Genomic DNA, 17,171 nt, shown 5'->3' on the forward strand with positions numbered 1-17,171 from the left:
GCCTGCGACTAATGATCGGCGCCCGATAACGTCGGAAATTGACTACTCAACCGGGCGCATCGGCTGGCGAGCATTTCCCGCAAAAGGTTCACCGGCTTACTCAATTGTGCGCGATGGGCGCACAGCAAATTCAGCGGTGCGCGCTCACAGAGCAGTTCCGGCATGAGCACTTTCAATCGACCGGCCAGCACATCGGCCGCGACATCGAGCCAGGATTTGTAGGCGATCCCGGCACCCGCCACGGCCCACAGCCGCACGACATCGGCATCATCGCTGAAACGATCGCCGCTGACGGTCAGGCTGACCTCGCGTTTGCCGTCGTGGAAACTCCAATGATCGTGGACCCGGCTGCCGAGCATGAACAGCAGGCAGTTGTGCTGAGCCAGTTGCTCCAGTTGCCGTGGCTCGCCATGCCGGGCCAGGTAACTCGGGGCAGCGCAGAGCACGCGGCGGTTCTGCGGGGCGATGGGCAGCGCCACCAGGCTTGAGTCTTCCGGCTCGCCGTACCGCAAGGCGATGTCCACCGGTTGGCGGAACAGGTCGGCGATGCGGTCGCCCAACAGCAAACGCACCGTAAGCTTCGGATGCTCTCGCTGAAACTCGTCCAGCCAGGGCAGCAGCAGGTTGCGGCCAAAGTCCGAAGGCGCCGACAGCTGCAAAATCCCGCTGACCTGGTCCTGGCCGCTGGCCAATAAACGGCGGCCCTCATCGAGATTGCTCAAGGCGGCCCGAGCGTATTCGAGAAATCCCTCACCTTCAGCGGTCAGCCGCAGGCTACGGGTAGAACGGGCGAGCAACCGGGCGCCGAGCTGCTGTTCGATGCGCTTCAATGCCGCACTGGCCACCGCGGCCGACATGTCCATCCCGCGTGCCGCTGCTGACAGACTGCCCAGGTCCGCCGCCCGGACAAACAACTGCAAGTCATCGAAACGCAACATTGTTCAGCCTTGATTATCAAAAAAATATTGAAAGAGACTGCTCTTTTAGCGGGTTTTATCTTGCAGAGAAATAGCCAATCATCCGTCCCATCGAATTCATCCCGTTCCCGGAGCCGACCATGTCCCAGCCTTTTACCGCTATCGCCACCCTCATCGCCAAAACCGGGCAGCAAGACGCCCTCGAACAGCATCTGCGAGCGCTGCTGGAACCGACTCGCGCCGAGGCCGGTTGCGGTCAATACGACTTGCACCAGGACCTCGCCAATCCTCATGCCTTCTACATGATCGAAAAATGGAGCAGTGACGAAGCCCTGCAAGCCCATGACGCCAGCGCGCATATCCAGAACTTTCGCGCCAAGGCTGGCGACTTTCTTGAACATTTCGAGCTCAAGCGCCTGCGTTCCATCGTCTGATTTCTTCCTTCTTTATTACGTCTCAGGGGCCCGCATGAAAGCCATTGCCTACTACGCCTCGTTGCCAATCAGCGACGGAAATTCTCTGCAAGACATTGAACTGCCAGAGCCGGTTGCCGGCCCGCGCGACCTGTTGGTGGAAGTCAAAGCCATCTCGGTCAACCCGGTGGACACCAAGGTCCGCCAGAACGTCCAGCCTGAAGCGGGCACGCCGAAAGTGCTGGGCTGGGACGTGGCGGGGGTGGTCAAGGCTGTCGGCAGTGAAGTCACGCTGTTCAAGGCCGGCGACAACGTGTTCTACGCCGGCTCCATCGCCCGCGCGGGAGGTAACAGTGAACTGCACGTGGTCGACGAACGGATCGTCGGACATATGCCGAAAACCCTCGGTTTTGCCGAAGCCGCCGCGCTGCCGCTGACCGCAATCACCGCGTGGGAATTGCTCTTCGAGCGTCTGCAAGTGCGTGAAGGCAAAACCGATGAAGGCCAGAGCCTGTTGATCGTCGGTGCCGCTGGCGGTGTGGGGTCGATCCTCACGCAACTGGCCAGTCAGCTCACCGGGCTGAAAGTGATCGGCACGGCTTCCCGCCCGCAAACCCAGAGCTGGGTTCGTGAGCTGGGTGCCGACCTGGTGATCGATCACAGCCAGCCGTTGAGCGAAGAACTCAAACGCGCAGGTGTCGATCAGGTGACTCACGTCGCCAGCCTGACCCAGACCGATCACCACCTGGATCAGTTGGTCGAAGCTTTGGCGCCGCAAGGCAAACTGGCCCTGATCGATGATCCGAAAGCGCTGGACGTGACCAAGCTCAAGCGCAAGAGCCTGTCGCTGCACTGGGAGTTCATGTACACCCGCTCGCTGTTTGAAACCGCGGACATGATTGAGCAACACAAATTGCTCAACCGCGTGGCTGAGCTGATCGACGCCGGGACGCTGAAGACCACGGTCGGCGAGCACTTCGGGACCATCAACGCGGCGAACCTGCGCCGTGCCCATGAGTTGCTGGAAAGTGGCAAGTCCAAGGGCAAGATTGTGCTTGAAGGATTCTGAAACACATTGGCAGACGTGTCGTCCGGTAAAGGACGACACCGTCAGTCAGAGAGTTGACCGTTGTCATAATTGCGATCGTATTCGGGTCTACAATCGAGACCTCTGCGATGCAATCTTTTACATAAGGAGGTCAGCAATGAAGATCCTGATAAAAGAAGTGGCTAAATCCCAGTGGCAGGTCCGCCTGGACCAACATGCTGTGACGTTCCGTAGCGAAGCCGAAGCCCGCGCCTTCACCCGAACCCTTGAAGCGCGCCTGCACGCCCCTCATCAATTTCCCGACCAGCAGCAACGTGCCGCTGGCTGAGTCCGTCCTCAGACCTGGGCTTGCGCCAGCGCCCGGGCTTTTTGCAAACGCCGGGTGAGCATCGCCACGCTCACCACCAGAATTCCGCACAGGCTGATGACCATGGCCATCGGCATGGCGCTGCCGTCGTGTAAAACGCCTACCAGTGCTGCTGCCCCGGCGGCGACGCTGAATTGCAGGCAACCGAGCATCGCCGACGCACTGCCTGCGCGAGCGCCCTGCCCGTTCATGGCGCAGGCCGAGGCGTTGGGGAGGATGCAACCGAGGCTGGCGATGCAGACAAACAGCGGAATCAGCAACGGCCATAGCTGCGCGGTGTGCAGCGAACTGACGGCCAGCAGCGCCAGGCCCGCGCCGACGTAGATCCACACAGTGCGCGACAGCAGAAACGCCGGGCCACGCTTGGCCAGCAGTCGCGCGTTGAGCTGCGCGACCAGAATGAAGCCCGCCGCGTTGGTGCCGAACAGCCAGCCGAAATGCTCGGGCGGCACGCCATACAGCTTGATGAAGACGAACGGTGAACCGGCGATGTAGGCAAACATCCCGGCGATGGCGATGCCACCGGTCAAGGCGTGGCCGAGGAACACCCGGTCCGACAACAGTCGACCGTACTGACGCAACGCCCCGGACAACGGTTGACGCGGCACATGGGCCGGCAGACTTTCCGGCAGCCCCAGCGCCACGGCCAACCCTGCCAGCGCACTGAAACCGGTCAGCACGAGAAAGATCGACTGCCAGCCGGTGGTGTTGACCAGCAGCCCACCCAGCATCGGCGCAAGAATTGGCGCCAGGCCCATCACCAGCATCAGCTGCGAAAAGACTTTCGCCGAACCCACCGCATCGCATTTATCGCTGACAATTGCCCGCGCGATCACCATCCCCGCGCACCCGCCCAATGCCTGAACGAAACGTGCGCCGATCAGCCATTCGAGGTTCGGCGCATAGGCGCAGGCCAGGGAGGCTGCGGTGAACAGCCCGACACCGGTCAGCAAGGGAATGCGCCGCCCAAAACGATCCGCCACCGGGCCGTAAGCCAGTTGACCGATGGACAAACCAAGGAAATACGCCGCCAGGGTCAACTGGACGTGTTTTTCATCGGTGGCGAAAGCGAGCGCCATCGCCGGGAAGGCCGGCAGATAGAAATCGATCGCCAGTGGACCGAAGGCGCTCAAGGCGCCAAGAATCAAAATGCTACGGAAATTCATCAGGCATCCAGTTGGACAGGGTCGGCAGCCCCACAGTCTAGCCGCGCATGAACGCCTTGAACATTCCGTTAGGTCGCTAACTATTAAAAACCCTGTAGGAGCTGAGCTTGCTCCGGGCGGCGTTCCGACGATGGCGGCTTTACGTCTTGTGTTGTCTGTCAGTTCGCTATCGCGAGCAAGCTCGGCTCCTACAAAGATGGACTCAGGCAACCTTGGCCTCGTAGCCTTCTTCGGTGATCACCGCGATCACCTGATCCGCCGACAAGGCACTCTCGACGCCGACTTCTTTCGCGGCCAGATCGATACGCACGCTGGCCGCAGGATCCTTGGCTTGCAGCGCTTGGGTGATGGCTTTGACGCAGTGACCGCAGGACATGCCTTGAACGTTGAACACTTGCATGGGATGACTCCTTGAGTGAGGTTGCGAGCAGTCTCGAGCTTGCCATCATGGCAAGGTCAAGTTCTGAAGTGAGCTGCCGGGCTGGCAATCAGCGTCTCGCTCGGCCAAGCTGCGTCCATCAATGACTCGACCTCAGGAGATTCAGCCATGCGCTGGTCAGCTCTCAGCCTGTTTGGCTTTCTCAGCCTATTTGCCGCGACACCTTCAGTCCAAGCTGCCGGGGAGGACTATGGCGTACTGATCATTTCCCGCGAGCGCCTGGAAGTCGCGACCTCCTGCGAGATTGGCGTGTACATTCACGATCAGCTATCGGCGCGGTTGTTCCAGGAACAAAGCACCTCGTTCAATCTGCCACCGGGCAATGTGTCCTTGCGCCTGAAGTTGCTGCCGGGCCAGGCGCCGGGTTGCAACCCGGGCATGCTCGCACCGGGTTCGCAGAACATCACGCTCAAGGCCGGTGACGTGCTGAAATTCCGGATTGCGATGACGCAGGAAGGGATGTACCTGAAACCTGCCGCTCTCGAGTATTGAGGCGATCTTTTGATCTGAGACATGGCGCTTGACCTTGCCCGCATGGCAAGGTTGATCCTGTAGTCATCTTCTACAGGGAGCGTGACCGATGTCCGAATCCACCACTTTCGATCTGCCGATTGCCGGCATGACCTGTGCCAGTTGCGCCGGGCGTGTCGAGCGTGCCTTGAGCAAAGTCATCGGCGCCTCTGCCGTCAGTGTCAACCTGGCCACCGAACAGGCTCGGGTTCAAGCGCCCAGCGACAGCCTGCCGGCCTTGATGAACGCGGTGCAGCAGGCCGGTTACAGCGTGCCGCAGCAGAGTCTGGAATTGAGCATTGACGGCATGACCTGCGCCTCCTGCGTCGGCCGGGTCGAACGAGCGCTGGCCAAGGTGCAGGGGGTCAGGAGCGTCAGCGTCAACCTGGCCAATGAGCGCGCTCACCTCGAGTTGCTCGGTCAGATCGATCCGCAAACCCTGATCGACGCAGTCACCAAGGCTGGCTACAGCGCCAGTGTCTGGGAAGTCGAACACCCACAAACCGATCATCAACAACAGCGCCTGCACCGCGAGCGTTGGGCCTTGATCATGGCGATCATCCTCGCCGCGCCGCTGGTGCTACCGATGTTGCTGCAACCGTTCGGCGTGCACTGGATGCTCCCGGCCTGGGTGCAATTCGCGTTGGCCACGCCGGTGCAATTCATCTTCGGTGCGCGCTTTTACGTCGCGGCCTGGAAAGCCGTGCGCGCCGGTGCCGGCAATATGGATTTACTGGTCGCGTTGGGCACCAGCGCCGGTTATGGCTTGAGTCTTTATGAATGGGCCACCGCCGCCGGGCGCATGCCGCACCTGTATTTCGAAGCCTCGGCGGTGGTGATTGCCTTGGTGCTGCTGGGCAAATACCTGGAAAGCCGCGCCAAACGCCAGACCGCCAGCGCCATTCGCGCCCTCGAAGCCTTGCGCCCGGAACGGGCGATTCAGGTGATCGACGGCCGCGAGCAGGACGTCGCCATCAGCGCCTTGCGTCTGAATGATCTGGTGATGGTCAAACCCGGCGAACGCTTTCCGGTGGACGGTGAAGTGGTTGAAGGTCAGAGCCACGCCGACGAAGCGCTGATCAGCGGCGAAAGCCTGCCGGTGCCCAAACAACCCGGCGACAAGGTCACCGGCGGCGCGATCAATGGCGAAGGCCGGTTGCTCGTTCGCACCCTGGCCTTGGGCGCGGAAACGGTGCTGGCGCGCATCATCCGCCTGGTCGAAGACGCTCAAGCGGCGAAAGCGCCGATCCAGAAACTGGTGGATAAAGTCAGTCAGGTGTTCGTGCCAACGGTCCTGCTGATTGCGTTGGCCACCTTGATCGGCTGGTGGTTGTACGGCGCGCCGATGGAAACGGCGCTGATCAATGCCGTGGCGGTATTGGTGATCGCTTGCCCATGCGCGCTCGGGCTGGCCACGCCAACGGCAATCATGGCCGGCACCGGCGTGGCGGCGCGCCACGGGATTCTGATCAAGGACGCCGAAGCGTTGGAGCGAGCCCATGAAGTCAGTGCGGTGGTGTTCGACAAGACTGGCACGCTGACTTCGGGTACTCCACGAATCGCTCATTTGAGCGCAATCAACCATGACGAAGCGGCGATGCTGCAAATGGCCGGCGCCCTGCAACGCGGCAGTGAACATCCACTGGCCAAGGCGGTTTTGGACGCTTGCGCCGAACGCGGTTTGACCGTGGCCGATGTCACCGACAGCCAGTCCCTGACTGGCCGAGGCATCGCGGGCACTCTCGACGGTCGTCGATTGGCGCTGGGCAATCGTCGTTTGTTGGAAGAAAGCGGCTTGAGCGCCGGTGCATGGGCCGACTCCGCCACCGCGTGGGAAACCGAAGGCCGGACCCTGTCCTGGCTGATCGAGCAAAGTCCCGAGCAACGAGTAATGGGCTTGTTCGCTTTCGGCGACACCCTCAAACCCGGCGCGCTGCAAGCCGTGCAACAACTCAACGCACGCAACATCAGCAGCCACCTGCTGACCGGCGACAATCGCGGCAGCGCCAAAGTGGTTGCCGAGGCGCTGGGCATCAAGGATGTCCACGCCGAAGTACTGCCGGCGGACAAAGCCGCCACCGTCGCCGAACTGAAAAAAACCGGCGTCGTGGCCATGGTCGGCGACGGCATCAACGACGCACCCGCCCTGGCCGCCGCAGACATCGGCATCGCCATGGGCGGCGGCACAGACGTTGCGATGCACGCGGCGGGGATTACCCTGATGCGCGGCGACCCACGGCTGGTGCCGGCGGCGCTGGAGATCAGTCGCAAGACCTACGCGAAGATTCGTCAGAACCTGTTCTGGGCCTTCGTCTACAACCTGATCGGCATTCCGCTGGCAGCCTTCGGTTTCCTCAATCCGGTGCTGGCCGGTGCGGCCATGGCGTTGTCGAGCGTCAGCGTGGTGAGCAATGCGTTACTGTTGAAAACCTGGAAACCCAAGGACCTGGAGGACAACCGATGAACATCGGCCAAGCAGCCCGCCAAAGCGGCCTGAGCGCGAAGATGATCCGTTATTACGAATCCATCGGCTTGCTCAAGGCCGCCCATCGTACCGACAGCGGTTACCGGGTTTACGGCGACGACGACCTGCACACCCTGGCATTCATCAAGCGCTCCCGGGACCTGGGGTTCTCACTGGACGAGGTCGGCAAACTGCTGACCCTTTGGCAGGACCGCCAAAGAGCCAGCGCCGACGTGAAGGCCCTGGCCCGTCAGCACATCGACGAGCTGAACCAGAAAATCCTCGAACTCGGGCAACTGCGCGACACGCTGGAGGATCTGGTCGAACACTGTCACGGTGATCACCGTCCCGACTGTCCGATCCTCAAGAACCTGGAGTCGGGCTGTTGCGCACAACCCGCTCGCCCCTGATTGCCAGCCCCCTCACCACCAGTAAGGTGGCGAGAGGAATGCCGTGGAACAACAGCACCACGGCACCCGGCGTCCACCACGAATAGAACGGCGCGGCGATCAGCATGCCGACGCCGAACCCGGTCATTTGCAACAGCGTCAGGAAGCTGAAAATCGGCAGGCGCAGGCTGTCCGGTTCACGCTGCAGGCGCGACATCAGGCCGACTTCCGAGAAACCGTCGCCCAATCCCGCCGGCAGCGAAAACAACAGCAACCCATAAAGGGTCTGTTGCTGAAACATCAGGATGAAGCCGCAGGACATCAGCAACACACCAAAGAAGAATCGCCGCTCCAGGTTCACGTTGTCCGAGCCTTTCAGCCGGCTGGCGATGCGCGCGCCGATCAGTTTGCCGCTGGCCCAGACGGCCAGCATCAGGCCCAGCGTGGTGCTGGCCGACTCGGGTGTCAGCAGTCTGGAAATAATCGGAAAACCCACGTTGTGCGCGGCACTGCCAAGGGTGTCAGCCATCGCCACCGCGAGCATCGCCGCCACCACCGGTGTGCTGCGCAGTCCCTGGAGCAGGGCCGCCCACTCACCACGCTCGTGGCTGGGTTCGTCACCGGGCGCAGGTTTTGAGAAGCGCAGCGGCAAGATGAACAACGCAGCCAGCAGATAAGTGACCACGTTTAATGCAAACACTGTTTCAAAGCCGAATGCCGCCACTAAAAGCCCCGACACCAGACTTCCACCGACCATGGCGGCCGACGACGCCGAGGTGATCCAGGCGTTGGTCTTGAGCAGGTGTTCGCTTTCGATCAAGTGTGGCAATTGGCTGTTGAGGCCGATGGCGAACATCGAGTTACCGAATCCCAGACCGAAAGCGATCATCGGTAACAGCTGCATCTGCTGGGTTACAGGTAGCACAAGCAGCAGGCCCAGCAGCCCGGCGCGCAACAGGTCGAAGGCAATCAGCGGCAGGCGCCCGGCCCAACGGCGATAAAACGTCGTACCCATCAGACTGGCGAATATTCCACCGGCCACGCGGCTGGCGAGGAAGATGCCGACGCTCATGGCGCTGTTGCTGAGCAAGTAGACGTAGGTGGCCAGGGCGACCATGTTGAGGAAGGCGCCAAAGTCCGAGACCAGACGGGCGGCGATGATCAGTTGGGCGTTGCGAGTGGTGTTCACATTCAGTCCTTGAGTGTGGTTTTGAGCGGTGGACGGTAGACGGATTTGGGTGGATCTGAAAGCGCCCCCTCACCCTAACCCTCTCCCCGAGGGGCGAGGGGACTGACCGAGGTGCTCTTGGAGCTACATCGACCTGAGATTCCGAGTCGAACTCAGGCTTTGAAAAACATGAAGATCTGCCCCCTCACACCAGCCCTCTCCCCCGAGTGGCGGGGGACTGACCGAGGTGCTCTTGGAGCTACATCGACCTGAGATTCCGAGTCGAACTCAGGCTTTGAAAAACATGAAGATCTGCCCCCTCACACCAGCCCTCTCCCCCGAGGGGCGGGGGACTGACCGAGGTGCTCTTGGAGCTACATCGACCTGAGATTCCGAGTCGAACTCAGGCTTTGAAAAACATGAAGATCTGCCCCCTTTCCCCCTCTCCCCTGTGGGGCGGTCCGACGTTTCGGGAGGGCTGGGGTGAGGGGTCGATCCAAATGACACACCACCAAAGTCCAGCAAACACAAAAAACCCGGCCAACAGCCGGGTTTTTCGTTAACCGATCACTGCATCCAAGGCGGAGGCGGCTCTTCGGTTTTGCCCGGTGGCGCGTCATCTGCCGCGCGCACCGCTTGCTTGCGCTCTTCATCAAGGCGTGCCGCCTCGATCTCGCGCATGATCCCGCCAACATCGGCCAACTCTTCCGGCTCATCGAACTCGCCGGTCAAGACGCTGGCCGGGTGCAAAGTGCCGGCTTCGAACAGGGCCCACATTTCCTTGGCGTACTTGGTCTTTTTCAACTCCGGCGCAAACCGCCCGAAGTAGGACGCCATGTTGCCGACATCCCGTTCCAGCATGCTGAACGCGTGGTTGTTGCCCGCCGCGTCGACCGCTTGCGGCAGGTCGATGATCACCGGGCCGGTCGGGGTCAGCAGTACGTTGAACTCCGACAGGTCACCATGCACCAGACCGGTACACAACATCAGCACGATCTGCGAAATCAGGAACGCGTGATACTCGCGCGCCTGATCCGGTTCCAGCACCACGTCATTCAGACGCGGCGCGGCATCACCGTACTCATCGGCCACCAGCTCCATCAGCAGCACGCCTTCAAGGAAGTCGTAAGGCTGAGGAACCCGCACGCCAGCACCGGCCAGACGGAACAATGCCGCCACTTCGGCATTCTGCCAGGCGTCTTCGGTTTCTTTCTTGCCGAACTTGGAGCCCTTGGCCATCGCTCGAGCCTGACGGCTGTTGCGCACCTTGCGGCCTTCCTGATACTCGGCCGCCTGACGGAAACTGCGTTTATTCGCCTCCTTGTAGACCTTCGCGCAACGTAACTCGTTGCCGCAGCGCACCACATAAACAGCTGCTTCTTTACCACTCATGAGTGGGCGCAGCACCTCGTCGACCAGACCGTCCTCGATCAGGGGTTCAATGCGTTTTGGAGTCTTCATCAGCTTTTATTGGGGGTCCTTTATTACCAAACACGCGAAAGTCATTCGTTATACGGCAATCCACTCATTCGGGGGAGGGGTTGCCGACCTATGAACGTTCCTGTGACCGTCAAGAAGCACACAATGTGCCGGTTTAATCAGGCCGCAACCGCCGGTCGTCATCGGCCGCCACAGATCATAGCTGACCCTGCACCACTTGTTGCTGAAGGGTTAAGCGGGTATTTGCGACAGAAGCTGACATCTCGATTCATACCCTTCGTAGGATTTTTCTTTATAGGCCTCAATTTCCGCCTCGGCCAGCCGAAGTCATCAGAGACAAAGTGATTTGTCCGACAATCGTTCTGCCAATAATCCGCGAGTCATCTGCACTGCGTGGGCCTACAAGAAAAATCTGGAGCGCGGATGAACATCAAACAGAAGTTGACCTGGGCGTTTGCAATCATCGCCTGCTTGCCGGTGGTGCTGGTCGCTACCCTGGTGGTGCTGAACTTGCGCAGTGATGCCAAGGACAGTTTCGTCGACGGCAGTGGTCGCGAGATTCGTCAGGTCAGCAACGCCATGCAACTGTTCTTTGACGGCATCAGTCAGAACGTGGATTACCTGGCGACCCAACCGCTGATCAAGAATTCCGACGACAGCCTCAAGACGTACATGAGCGCCAACGCCGAAAGCATTCCCCAAGGCGAGATGGACAAGAAGGTCTTCGGCCTCCTTCAGGACCTGGGCAACAGTCATCCGTCCTACGCTTATGCCATCCTCGGCACCGCGGCGGGCGGTTATGTGTCCTGGCCGGACGATGCCAAGCTGAACAATTACGACCCGCGCCAACGCCCCTGGTACAAGGCTGCCCAGGCCAAACCGGGCAAACCGTTCCGCACCGAGGCCTATTACTGGGCCCAGGACGACGCGACTTACGTCAGTACCGTGCGCACCATCGACAACAAATTGGGCAGCAATGGCGGCGTGGTCAGCATCGACGTGACGCTCAAGCAGCTCACCGAAATCGTCAAACAGATCAAGCTCGGTGAAACCGGCTACCTGATGCTGCTGGAAAACAACGGCACTGTGCTGGTCGATCCGAAGCGACCGGAACACAACTTTAAAGCGCTGAGCAGCCTCGGCGACGGCTACGCGCAACTGGCCAAGGCCGGCAAAGGGCTGGTGGAAGTTGAACTGAACGGCGAACGCTACATGGCCAACGTCTGGCCGTCGGAACAGCTGGGCTGGACCTTTATCGGCCTGATCAAGCGGACCGACGTGATGAGTTCGGCCACTCAGCTGACCTGGCTGATCGCGATCATCGCCGCCGTGCTGGCCGTGTTCTTCGCCATCGTCGGCGCCAGTTTCGCCAGCCTCATCGTGCGACCGATCCGCAGCGTGGCCAGCGGTTTGGAAGGCATCGCCCAAGGTGAAGGCGACCTGACCAAGAACCTGCAAATCCGTGGCAGCGACGAAACCGCGCAACTGGCCAACTGGTTCAACCAGTTCTTGGCGGCGATTCGCAACCTGATCCAGAGCATCGGCGGCGCCGCGACCAAGATTCTCGCCACCTCCAAGAGTTCGACCCAGGTCTCCAGCGACATGGCCGAAGCCGCCGGGCGTCAGCGCGAAGCGGTGGACATGGTTTCCACGGCGTTCCACGAAATGGTCGCCACCGCCAACGAAGTCGCGCGCTCTTGCAGCCAGGCGGCAGAATCGGCCGACAGCGGCCAGCGCCAGGCACGTGAAGGTCAGCAGCAAATTGATGCGGCCGTGACCAGCGTTGATCGCTTGAGCCAGGAAATCGAACAGTCGGCCCAGTCGATGCAACAACTTGAGCGCGACAGCAACGACATTCAGTCAATTCTCGGGACCATTCGCTCAATTGCCGAACAGACCAACCTGCTGGCGCTGAACGCCGCTATCGAAGCGGCGCGGGCCGGTGAACAGGGTCGTGGGTTTGCAGTGGTCGCCGATGAAGTTCGGGCACTGGCCAAGCGGACTGCCGATTCCACGGCGGAAATCGACGGTTTGCTGGGCAACCTCGCCAAACGTACCAGTCAGGTGACTCAGCAAATGCACGCCAGCCTGGAAGTGTCCCAGCAATCGGTGACGCGGATCGGTGAAGCACGCAGCAGCTTCGGGCTGATTCGGGAATCGGTGGACGTGATCCGCGACATGAACACCCAGATCGCTACCGCGGCGGAAGAACAGCATCAGGTGGCTGAAGACATCAATCGGCACATCAGCCAGATTCATGGTGATGCGCAGTTGGTGGCGGAACTGGCGAACTCGGCGCGGCTGGATTCGCAGAGTCTGGCGGGGTTGTCGAATGAGCTGGATGGGTTGGTGCGCCGCTTCAGAACCTGATTCAGAACTCCGGTGGCCGCTGCGCGGCCAATCGCGGGCAAGCCTTGCTCCTACGGATTTGTGTCGTACCCCATATCGGTGTCACACAAATCCGTAGGAGCAAGGCTTGCCCGCGATGAGGCCGTCACTGTTTGAAGAGTTCTCCGGGAGTAAACCCGAACAGGCTTTTGAACGCCGCAATAAACGCCGAAGTCGAGTCATGCCCGCAAGACAGCGCGGCATTCGTCACGCTGCCCCCCTCCTCCAGCAAACTCAACGACGACAGCAACTGCATCCGCTGTCGCCGCCCTCGAAAACTCAACCCGGTTTCACGCTGAAAAAGCCGCATCAAGGTCTTCTCCGAGGTGCCCAACCGCTCGGCCCACGCCTGCAAGGTCACATTGCGCTCAGGGCTTTCGATCAGCTCGTTGCACAACCCGAGCAACCTTTCATGGCGCGGTAACGGCAGCGAGAAGCCAACCTCCGGCAGATGCGCCAACTGATCCAGCAGCACACTCACCAGCCGCGATTCCTGGCTGTACTCGGCCTGCGCCGATGGCGACGCTGATCTTCGGCGCCAACCCAGGACTTGGGCTGATCCTGCTGCCGATCATGATCTACCACCCGTTGCAGTTGATCGTCTGCTCGGTCATGGCCGAGCGTTACGCTAACCGCAACCGGCAGTTGGCCCAACAAAGCACCCCAGCCCTCAGCGCTCGATAATCACCGTAATCCCCTGGCCACCGGCGGCGCAGATCGAGATCAACCCTCGGCCCTTGCCCGCCGCATCCAGCAACTTCGCCAGGCTCGCGACGATGCGTGCGCCGGTCGCGGCAAACGGATGCCCCGCCGCCAGTGAACTGCCTTTGACGTTGAGGCGGCTGCGGTCGATGGAGCCCAGTGGCGCATCGAGACCGAGGCGGGTTTTGCAATACTCCGGATCCTCCCAGGCCTTCAGCGTGCAGAGCACCTGCGCGGCGAAGGCTTCGTGGATCTCGTAGTAATCGAAGTCCTGCAAGGTCAGGCCGTTGCGCGCGAGCAAACGCGGCACCGCATACACCGGCGCCATCAACAATCCTTCCGCACCGTTGACGAAGTCCACCGCCGCCGTCTCGCCATCGCGCAAATAGGCAAGGATCGGCAGGCCACGCTCCTTGGCCCATTCTTCACTGCCCATCAGCACCAGCGATGCGCCATCGGTGAGCGGTGTCGAGTTGCCCGCTGTCAGGGTGCCCTTGGCGCTTTTCTCGAAGGCCGGTTTCAGTGAGGCGAGTTTTTCCAGGGTCAGCTCCGGGCGCAGGTTGTCGTCGCGGGTCAAGCCGAGGAACGGCGTCATCAAGTCGTTGTGCCAGCCTTCGGTGTAGGACGCAGCCATTTTCTGGTGACTTTCAAAGGCCAGTTGATCCTGTTCGTCGCGCGGAATGTTCCAGGCCTGGGCCATCGACTCGCAGTGGTCACCCATCGACAGGCCAGTGCGTGGCTCGTTGATGCGCGGCAGATCCGGGATCAGGTGACGGGGGCGCAATTGCAGGAAGGCTTTCAGTTTGTCGGCGGTGGTTTTGGCGCGGTTGGCTTGCAGGAGGATTTTGCGCAGGCCTTCGTTGACGCCGATCGGCACGTCGGAGGCGGTGTCGACGCCGCCGGCGACTCCGCATTCGATCTGGCCCAGCGCGATTTTATTCGCCACCAGCAGCGTCGCTTCCAGACCGGTGCCGCACGCCTGCTGAATGTCGTAGGCCGGGGTGGTTGGCGACAGCCGCGAGCCGAGCACACATTCGCGGGTCAGGCTCGTATCCCGGGAGTGCTTGGCCACCGCCCCCGCCACCACTTCTCCCAGACGCAAACCGTGCAGGTTGTAGCGTTCGATCAGGCCTTCGAGCGCGGCGGTGAGCATCGCCTGATTACTGGCGGTGGTGTACGGCCCGTTGGAACGGGCGAAGGGGATACGGTTACCACCAATAATCGCAACGCGGCGCAGTTGAGTCATGAAAAGCTCCTGATGAATATCCAATTTGAAAACCACCCCCCTTGTAGGAGCCGAGCTTGGTCCGGGCGGCGTTCCGACGATAGCGGTGTGTCAGCTACATTGATGTCGACAGATACACCGCCATCGCTAGCAAGCTCAGCTCCTACAATAGCCAAGCGTAGGCCTTATCTCGTGGATCGAACGACTGATTGCCAATCATGGTCCACACTTTGAACCCCAGCTGCTGGAGCGCGTTCCATGTCTGACCGTTATATCGACTTCGCCAATTCGTCCGTCGGCCACCGTTTGGTCGGGGCTCTGGGTCTGCCATCGCCGGTTCGGCTGGAGCGCTGGCAAGCTGGCCGGCTGCGGCCTGTCGAGGGGGCGCTGTTGTTAGGCGGTGGCCCGTTGACGGAGAAAATCGGCACCTTTGCCAACCGCCTGACCGACGCGATTTACAGCTACGGCACCGAGCCTTCGCTGGCCACCGCGTGGATTCCCGGCCACGGCCCCAAACTCAAAGCCGTGGTGTTCGACGCCAGTGACCTGGTGCAGACCGATCAACTCAAACAGCTGCGCGAGTTCTTCCAGCCATTGATTAAAAACCTCGACCACAGCGCGCACCTGGTGATTCTGGGTCGCGCGCCGGAGACCTTGAGCGATCCGTTCGCCGCCAGTGCCCAGCGAGCACTGGAAGGCTTCAGCCGTGCGCTGGCCAAGGAACTGCGCAGCGGCGGCACCTTGCAGCTGATTTATGTCGGCGAAGGGGCGGAGGATCAACTGGAAGGCCCGCTGAGGTTTTTCCTCTCGCCCAAAAGTGCTTTCGTTTCCGGACAGGTGATTCGCTTGAATGCCTGCGACACGCAAGTGACGGACTGGACTCGCCCATTGTCAGGCCGCACGGCACTGGTCACGGGTGCTGCACGCGGCATCGGTGCCTCCATCGCCGAAACCCTGGCCCGTGACGGAGCCGACGTGATCCTGCTCGATGTAGCACCGGCCAAGACTGATCTCGAAGCCCTCGCCGCACGCCTCGGCGGGCGCAGCATCACCCTGGATATTTGCGCCGAAGACGCCGCCGCGCAGTTAGTCGAGCAACTGCCCGACGGCATCGACATCGTGGTCCACAACGCCGGCATCACGCGGGATAAAACCCTGGCCAACATGACCCCGGAATTCTGGGACTCGGTACTGGCGGTCAACCTCAATGCGCCGCAAGTGCTGACCAAGGCGCTGCTCGACAGCGGCACCCTGCACGACAACGGCCGGGTGATCCTGCTGGCGTCGATCAGCGGCATCGCTGGCAATCGCGGGCAAACCAATTACGCAGCGAGCAAGGCCGGGTTGATTGGCCTGGCCCAAGCCTGGGCGCCACTGCTGAACGAGCGCGGCATCAGCATCAATGCGGTAGCACCCGGTTTCATCGAAACCCAGATGACCGCGCACCTGCCGTTCGGCGTGCGTGAGGCCGGGCGGCGCATGAGTTCGCTGGGCCAGGGCGGCCTGCCGCAAGACGTCGCCGAAGCGGTGGCATGGCTGGCCCAACCGGGCACCGGCGCGTTCACCGGCCAAGCGCTGCGAGTGTGCGGACAAAGTGTTTTGGGGGCTTAGGCATGATCATCGATTGGCACATACTCAACCGCGAACCAAGCCTGTCAGGACTGTACGTGCGGGCCGCGACGCGACGCAAAATCACCGGCACCACCCTGCCCGAGTCGGGTTTGCGCTGCTGGATCAATGTCGATCCGAAGCGCCTGGCGGACTATCGCAAGGTCTGCGGTTTTGCCGAGAACGGTTTGTTGCCGCCCACCTACCCACACATCCTGGCGTTCGCCTTGCAGATGCAATTGCTGACGGCCAAAGAGTTTCCGTTCCCGCTGCTGGGGTTGATTCACCTGAGCAACCGCGTTCGCATCTTTCGCCCAATGGGCGGCGTGAATCGTGTGCGGGTCAGCGTTCAGGTGCAAAACCTTCAGCCCCATGAAAAGGGCGCGACGTTCGATCTGGTGACCACGCTCGACGATCAGTTGGGGGCGTTGTGGGAAGCTGAAAGCCAGATGTTGTGCCGTGGGGTCAAACTCGCAGGCGAGCCCGTCGAGGACGTGTTGGCGTCGACACTGGAAATGTCGGAAGTCGCCCGCTGGAAAGCGTCGTCGGACATTGGGCGGCAGTACGCCAAAGTGTCCGGCGACTACAACCCGATTCACCTGAGTACCGTCAGCGCCAAACTCTTCGGTTTCCCGACGGCCATCGCCCACGGGTTGTGGAACAAGGCGCGTACGCTGGCAGCGTTAAGTGAGCATCTGCCGGCGGCGAATGTCGAGATTGCGGTGCAGTTCAGGAAACCGGTGCGGTTGCCCAGCGAGGTGACATTGCTGGCCAGTGCGGCGGGATCCAGTGGGGATTTGAGATTGGTGGGCGAAGGGGATTTGGAGCATATGGTGGGGCATTGGCGGCCGATTGCCTGACCTGCCAATTGCCCCATCTTGTGGCGAGGGAGCCTGCCTCCTTGCGCCACACTGTCTCTTTGGTGTC

The 17,171-nt window shown here is 61.1% G+C and carries 15 protein-coding genes and 3 pseudogenes; 11 read left to right on the forward strand and 7 right to left on the reverse strand.

Annotated features, from left to right (window positions below; genetic code table 11):
• Positions 1 to 8: 8 nt before the first annotated feature.
• The gene (locus ACYZUA_RS28310) at positions 9 to 938 is read right to left on the reverse strand and encodes a LysR family transcriptional regulator (RefSeq protein WP_008156521.1); all 930 of its coding nucleotides are present in this window, start codon (positions 936 to 938) and stop codon (positions 9 to 11) included.
• 119 nt (positions 939 to 1,057) lie between these two features.
• On the opposite strand from ACYZUA_RS28310, the gene ACYZUA_RS28315 reads away from it, so the two are divergent.
• From ACYZUA_RS28315 to ACYZUA_RS28325, 3 genes are all read left to right on the forward strand, one after another.
• The gene (locus tag ACYZUA_RS28315; protein ID WP_461961471.1) at positions 1,058 to 1,351 is read left to right on the forward strand and encodes a putative quinol monooxygenase; all 294 of its coding nucleotides are present in this window, start codon (positions 1,058 to 1,060) and stop codon (positions 1,349 to 1,351) included.
• Positions 1,352 to 1,385: 34 nt separating this feature from the next.
• On the forward strand, positions 1,386 to 2,399 hold the full coding sequence (locus ACYZUA_RS28320; RefSeq protein ID WP_461961472.1) for a zinc-binding alcohol dehydrogenase family protein: 1,014 nt from the start codon (positions 1,386 to 1,388) through the stop codon (positions 2,397 to 2,399).
• Between the two features lie 136 nt (positions 2,400 to 2,535).
• On the forward strand, positions 2,536 to 2,706 hold the full coding sequence (locus ACYZUA_RS28325) for a hypothetical protein (RefSeq protein ID WP_176471512.1): 171 nt from the start codon (positions 2,536 to 2,538) through the stop codon (positions 2,704 to 2,706).
• 8 nt (positions 2,707 to 2,714) lie between these two features.
• Here the strand turns inward: ACYZUA_RS28325 and ACYZUA_RS28330 are convergent, their stop codons facing one another.
• Together ACYZUA_RS28330 and ACYZUA_RS28335 are read right to left on the reverse strand one after the other, a co-directional pair.
• Entirely contained in the window at positions 2,715 to 3,911 is a 1,197-nt protein-coding gene (locus ACYZUA_RS28330; RefSeq protein ID WP_461961473.1) for a multidrug effflux MFS transporter, read from the reverse strand.
• 202 nt (positions 3,912 to 4,113) lie between these two features.
• Positions 4,114 to 4,311, reverse strand: a complete 198-nt coding sequence (locus tag ACYZUA_RS28335) for a heavy-metal-associated domain-containing protein (protein ID WP_046044719.1) — start codon at positions 4,309 to 4,311, stop codon at positions 4,114 to 4,116.
• Between the two features lie 147 nt (positions 4,312 to 4,458).
• Here ACYZUA_RS28335 and ACYZUA_RS28340 point away from each other — a divergent pair, with 147 nt between their 5' ends.
• The 3 genes from ACYZUA_RS28340 to cueR all read left to right on the forward strand — a co-directional run bounded on the left by ACYZUA_RS28340 (position 4,459) and on the right by cueR (position 7,734).
• Positions 4,459 to 4,842, forward strand: coding sequence for a hypothetical protein (locus ACYZUA_RS28340; protein ID WP_046044720.1), 384 nt, complete (start codon positions 4,459 to 4,461; stop codon positions 4,840 to 4,842).
• Between the two features lie 88 nt (positions 4,843 to 4,930).
• Positions 4,931 to 7,324: a heavy metal translocating P-type ATPase gene (locus ACYZUA_RS28345; RefSeq protein ID WP_461961474.1), complete on the forward strand. Its 2,394-nt coding sequence runs from the start codon at positions 4,931 to 4,933 to the stop codon at positions 7,322 to 7,324.
• Positions 7,321 to 7,734, forward strand: a complete 414-nt coding sequence (gene cueR, locus ACYZUA_RS28350) for a Cu(I)-responsive transcriptional regulator (RefSeq protein ID WP_461961475.1) — start codon at positions 7,321 to 7,323, stop codon at positions 7,732 to 7,734. Before ACYZUA_RS28345 ends, cueR begins: the two co-directional genes overlap by 4 nt.
• Here cueR and ACYZUA_RS28355 read toward each other — a convergent pair.
• Positions 7,688 to 8,902, reverse strand: coding sequence for an MFS transporter (locus ACYZUA_RS28355; protein ID WP_461961476.1), 1,215 nt, complete (start codon positions 8,900 to 8,902; stop codon positions 7,688 to 7,690). The two genes, cueR and ACYZUA_RS28355, sit on opposite strands and share 47 nt — an antisense overlap.
• A gap of 546 nt (positions 8,903 to 9,448) precedes the next feature.
• Positions 9,449 to 10,342, reverse strand: a complete 894-nt coding sequence (locus ACYZUA_RS28360) for a PA4780 family RIO1-like protein kinase (protein WP_123369234.1) — start codon at positions 10,340 to 10,342, stop codon at positions 9,449 to 9,451.
• A 558-nt stretch (positions 10,343 to 10,900) separates the two neighbouring features.
• On the opposite strand from ACYZUA_RS28360, the pseudogene ACYZUA_RS28365 reads away from it, so the two are divergent.
• A pseudogene (locus ACYZUA_RS28365) lies at positions 10,901 to 11,785 on the forward strand (cache domain-containing protein); the annotation flags it as partial.
• 201 nt (positions 11,786 to 11,986) lie between these two features.
• Positions 11,987 to 12,691 carry a methyl-accepting chemotaxis protein gene (locus ACYZUA_RS28370; protein WP_415760826.1) on the forward strand — a complete coding sequence of 235 codons (705 nt, stop codon included), beginning with the start codon at positions 11,987 to 11,989 and terminating at the stop codon, positions 12,689 to 12,691.
• Between the two features lie 124 nt (positions 12,692 to 12,815).
• Here the strand turns inward: ACYZUA_RS28370 and ACYZUA_RS28375 are convergent.
• Positions 12,816 to 13,208 (reverse strand): annotated as a pseudogene (locus ACYZUA_RS28375) (helix-turn-helix transcriptional regulator); the annotation flags it as partial.
• A gap of 11 nt (positions 13,209 to 13,219) precedes the next feature.
• On the opposite strand from ACYZUA_RS28375, the pseudogene ACYZUA_RS28380 reads away from it, so the two are divergent.
• Positions 13,220 to 13,393 (forward strand): annotated as a pseudogene (locus ACYZUA_RS28380) (bile acid:sodium symporter); the annotation flags it as partial.
• Here ACYZUA_RS28380 and ACYZUA_RS28385 read toward each other — a convergent pair.
• Positions 13,380 to 14,657, reverse strand: coding sequence for an acetyl-CoA C-acetyltransferase (locus tag ACYZUA_RS28385; RefSeq protein WP_461961477.1), 1,278 nt, complete (start codon positions 14,655 to 14,657; stop codon positions 13,380 to 13,382). The pseudogene ACYZUA_RS28380 and the gene ACYZUA_RS28385 sit on opposite strands and share 14 nt — an antisense overlap.
• 237 nt (positions 14,658 to 14,894) lie before the next feature.
• Between ACYZUA_RS28385 and ACYZUA_RS28390 the strand changes: the two genes are divergently transcribed.
• Positions 14,895 to 16,247 (forward strand): 3-oxoacyl-ACP reductase, encoded by a 1,353-nt coding sequence (locus ACYZUA_RS28390; protein ID WP_461961478.1) that lies wholly within the window; start codon positions 14,895 to 14,897, stop codon positions 16,245 to 16,247.
• A gap of 2 nt (positions 16,248 to 16,249) precedes the next feature.
• Complete coding sequence (locus ACYZUA_RS28395; protein WP_461961479.1) at positions 16,250 to 17,104, forward strand: MaoC family dehydratase; 855 nt, start codon at positions 16,250 to 16,252, stop codon at positions 17,102 to 17,104.
• Positions 17,105 to 17,171 lie beyond the last annotated feature (67 nt).

This window comes from Pseudomonas sp. LS2P72, from assembly GCF_054897865.1.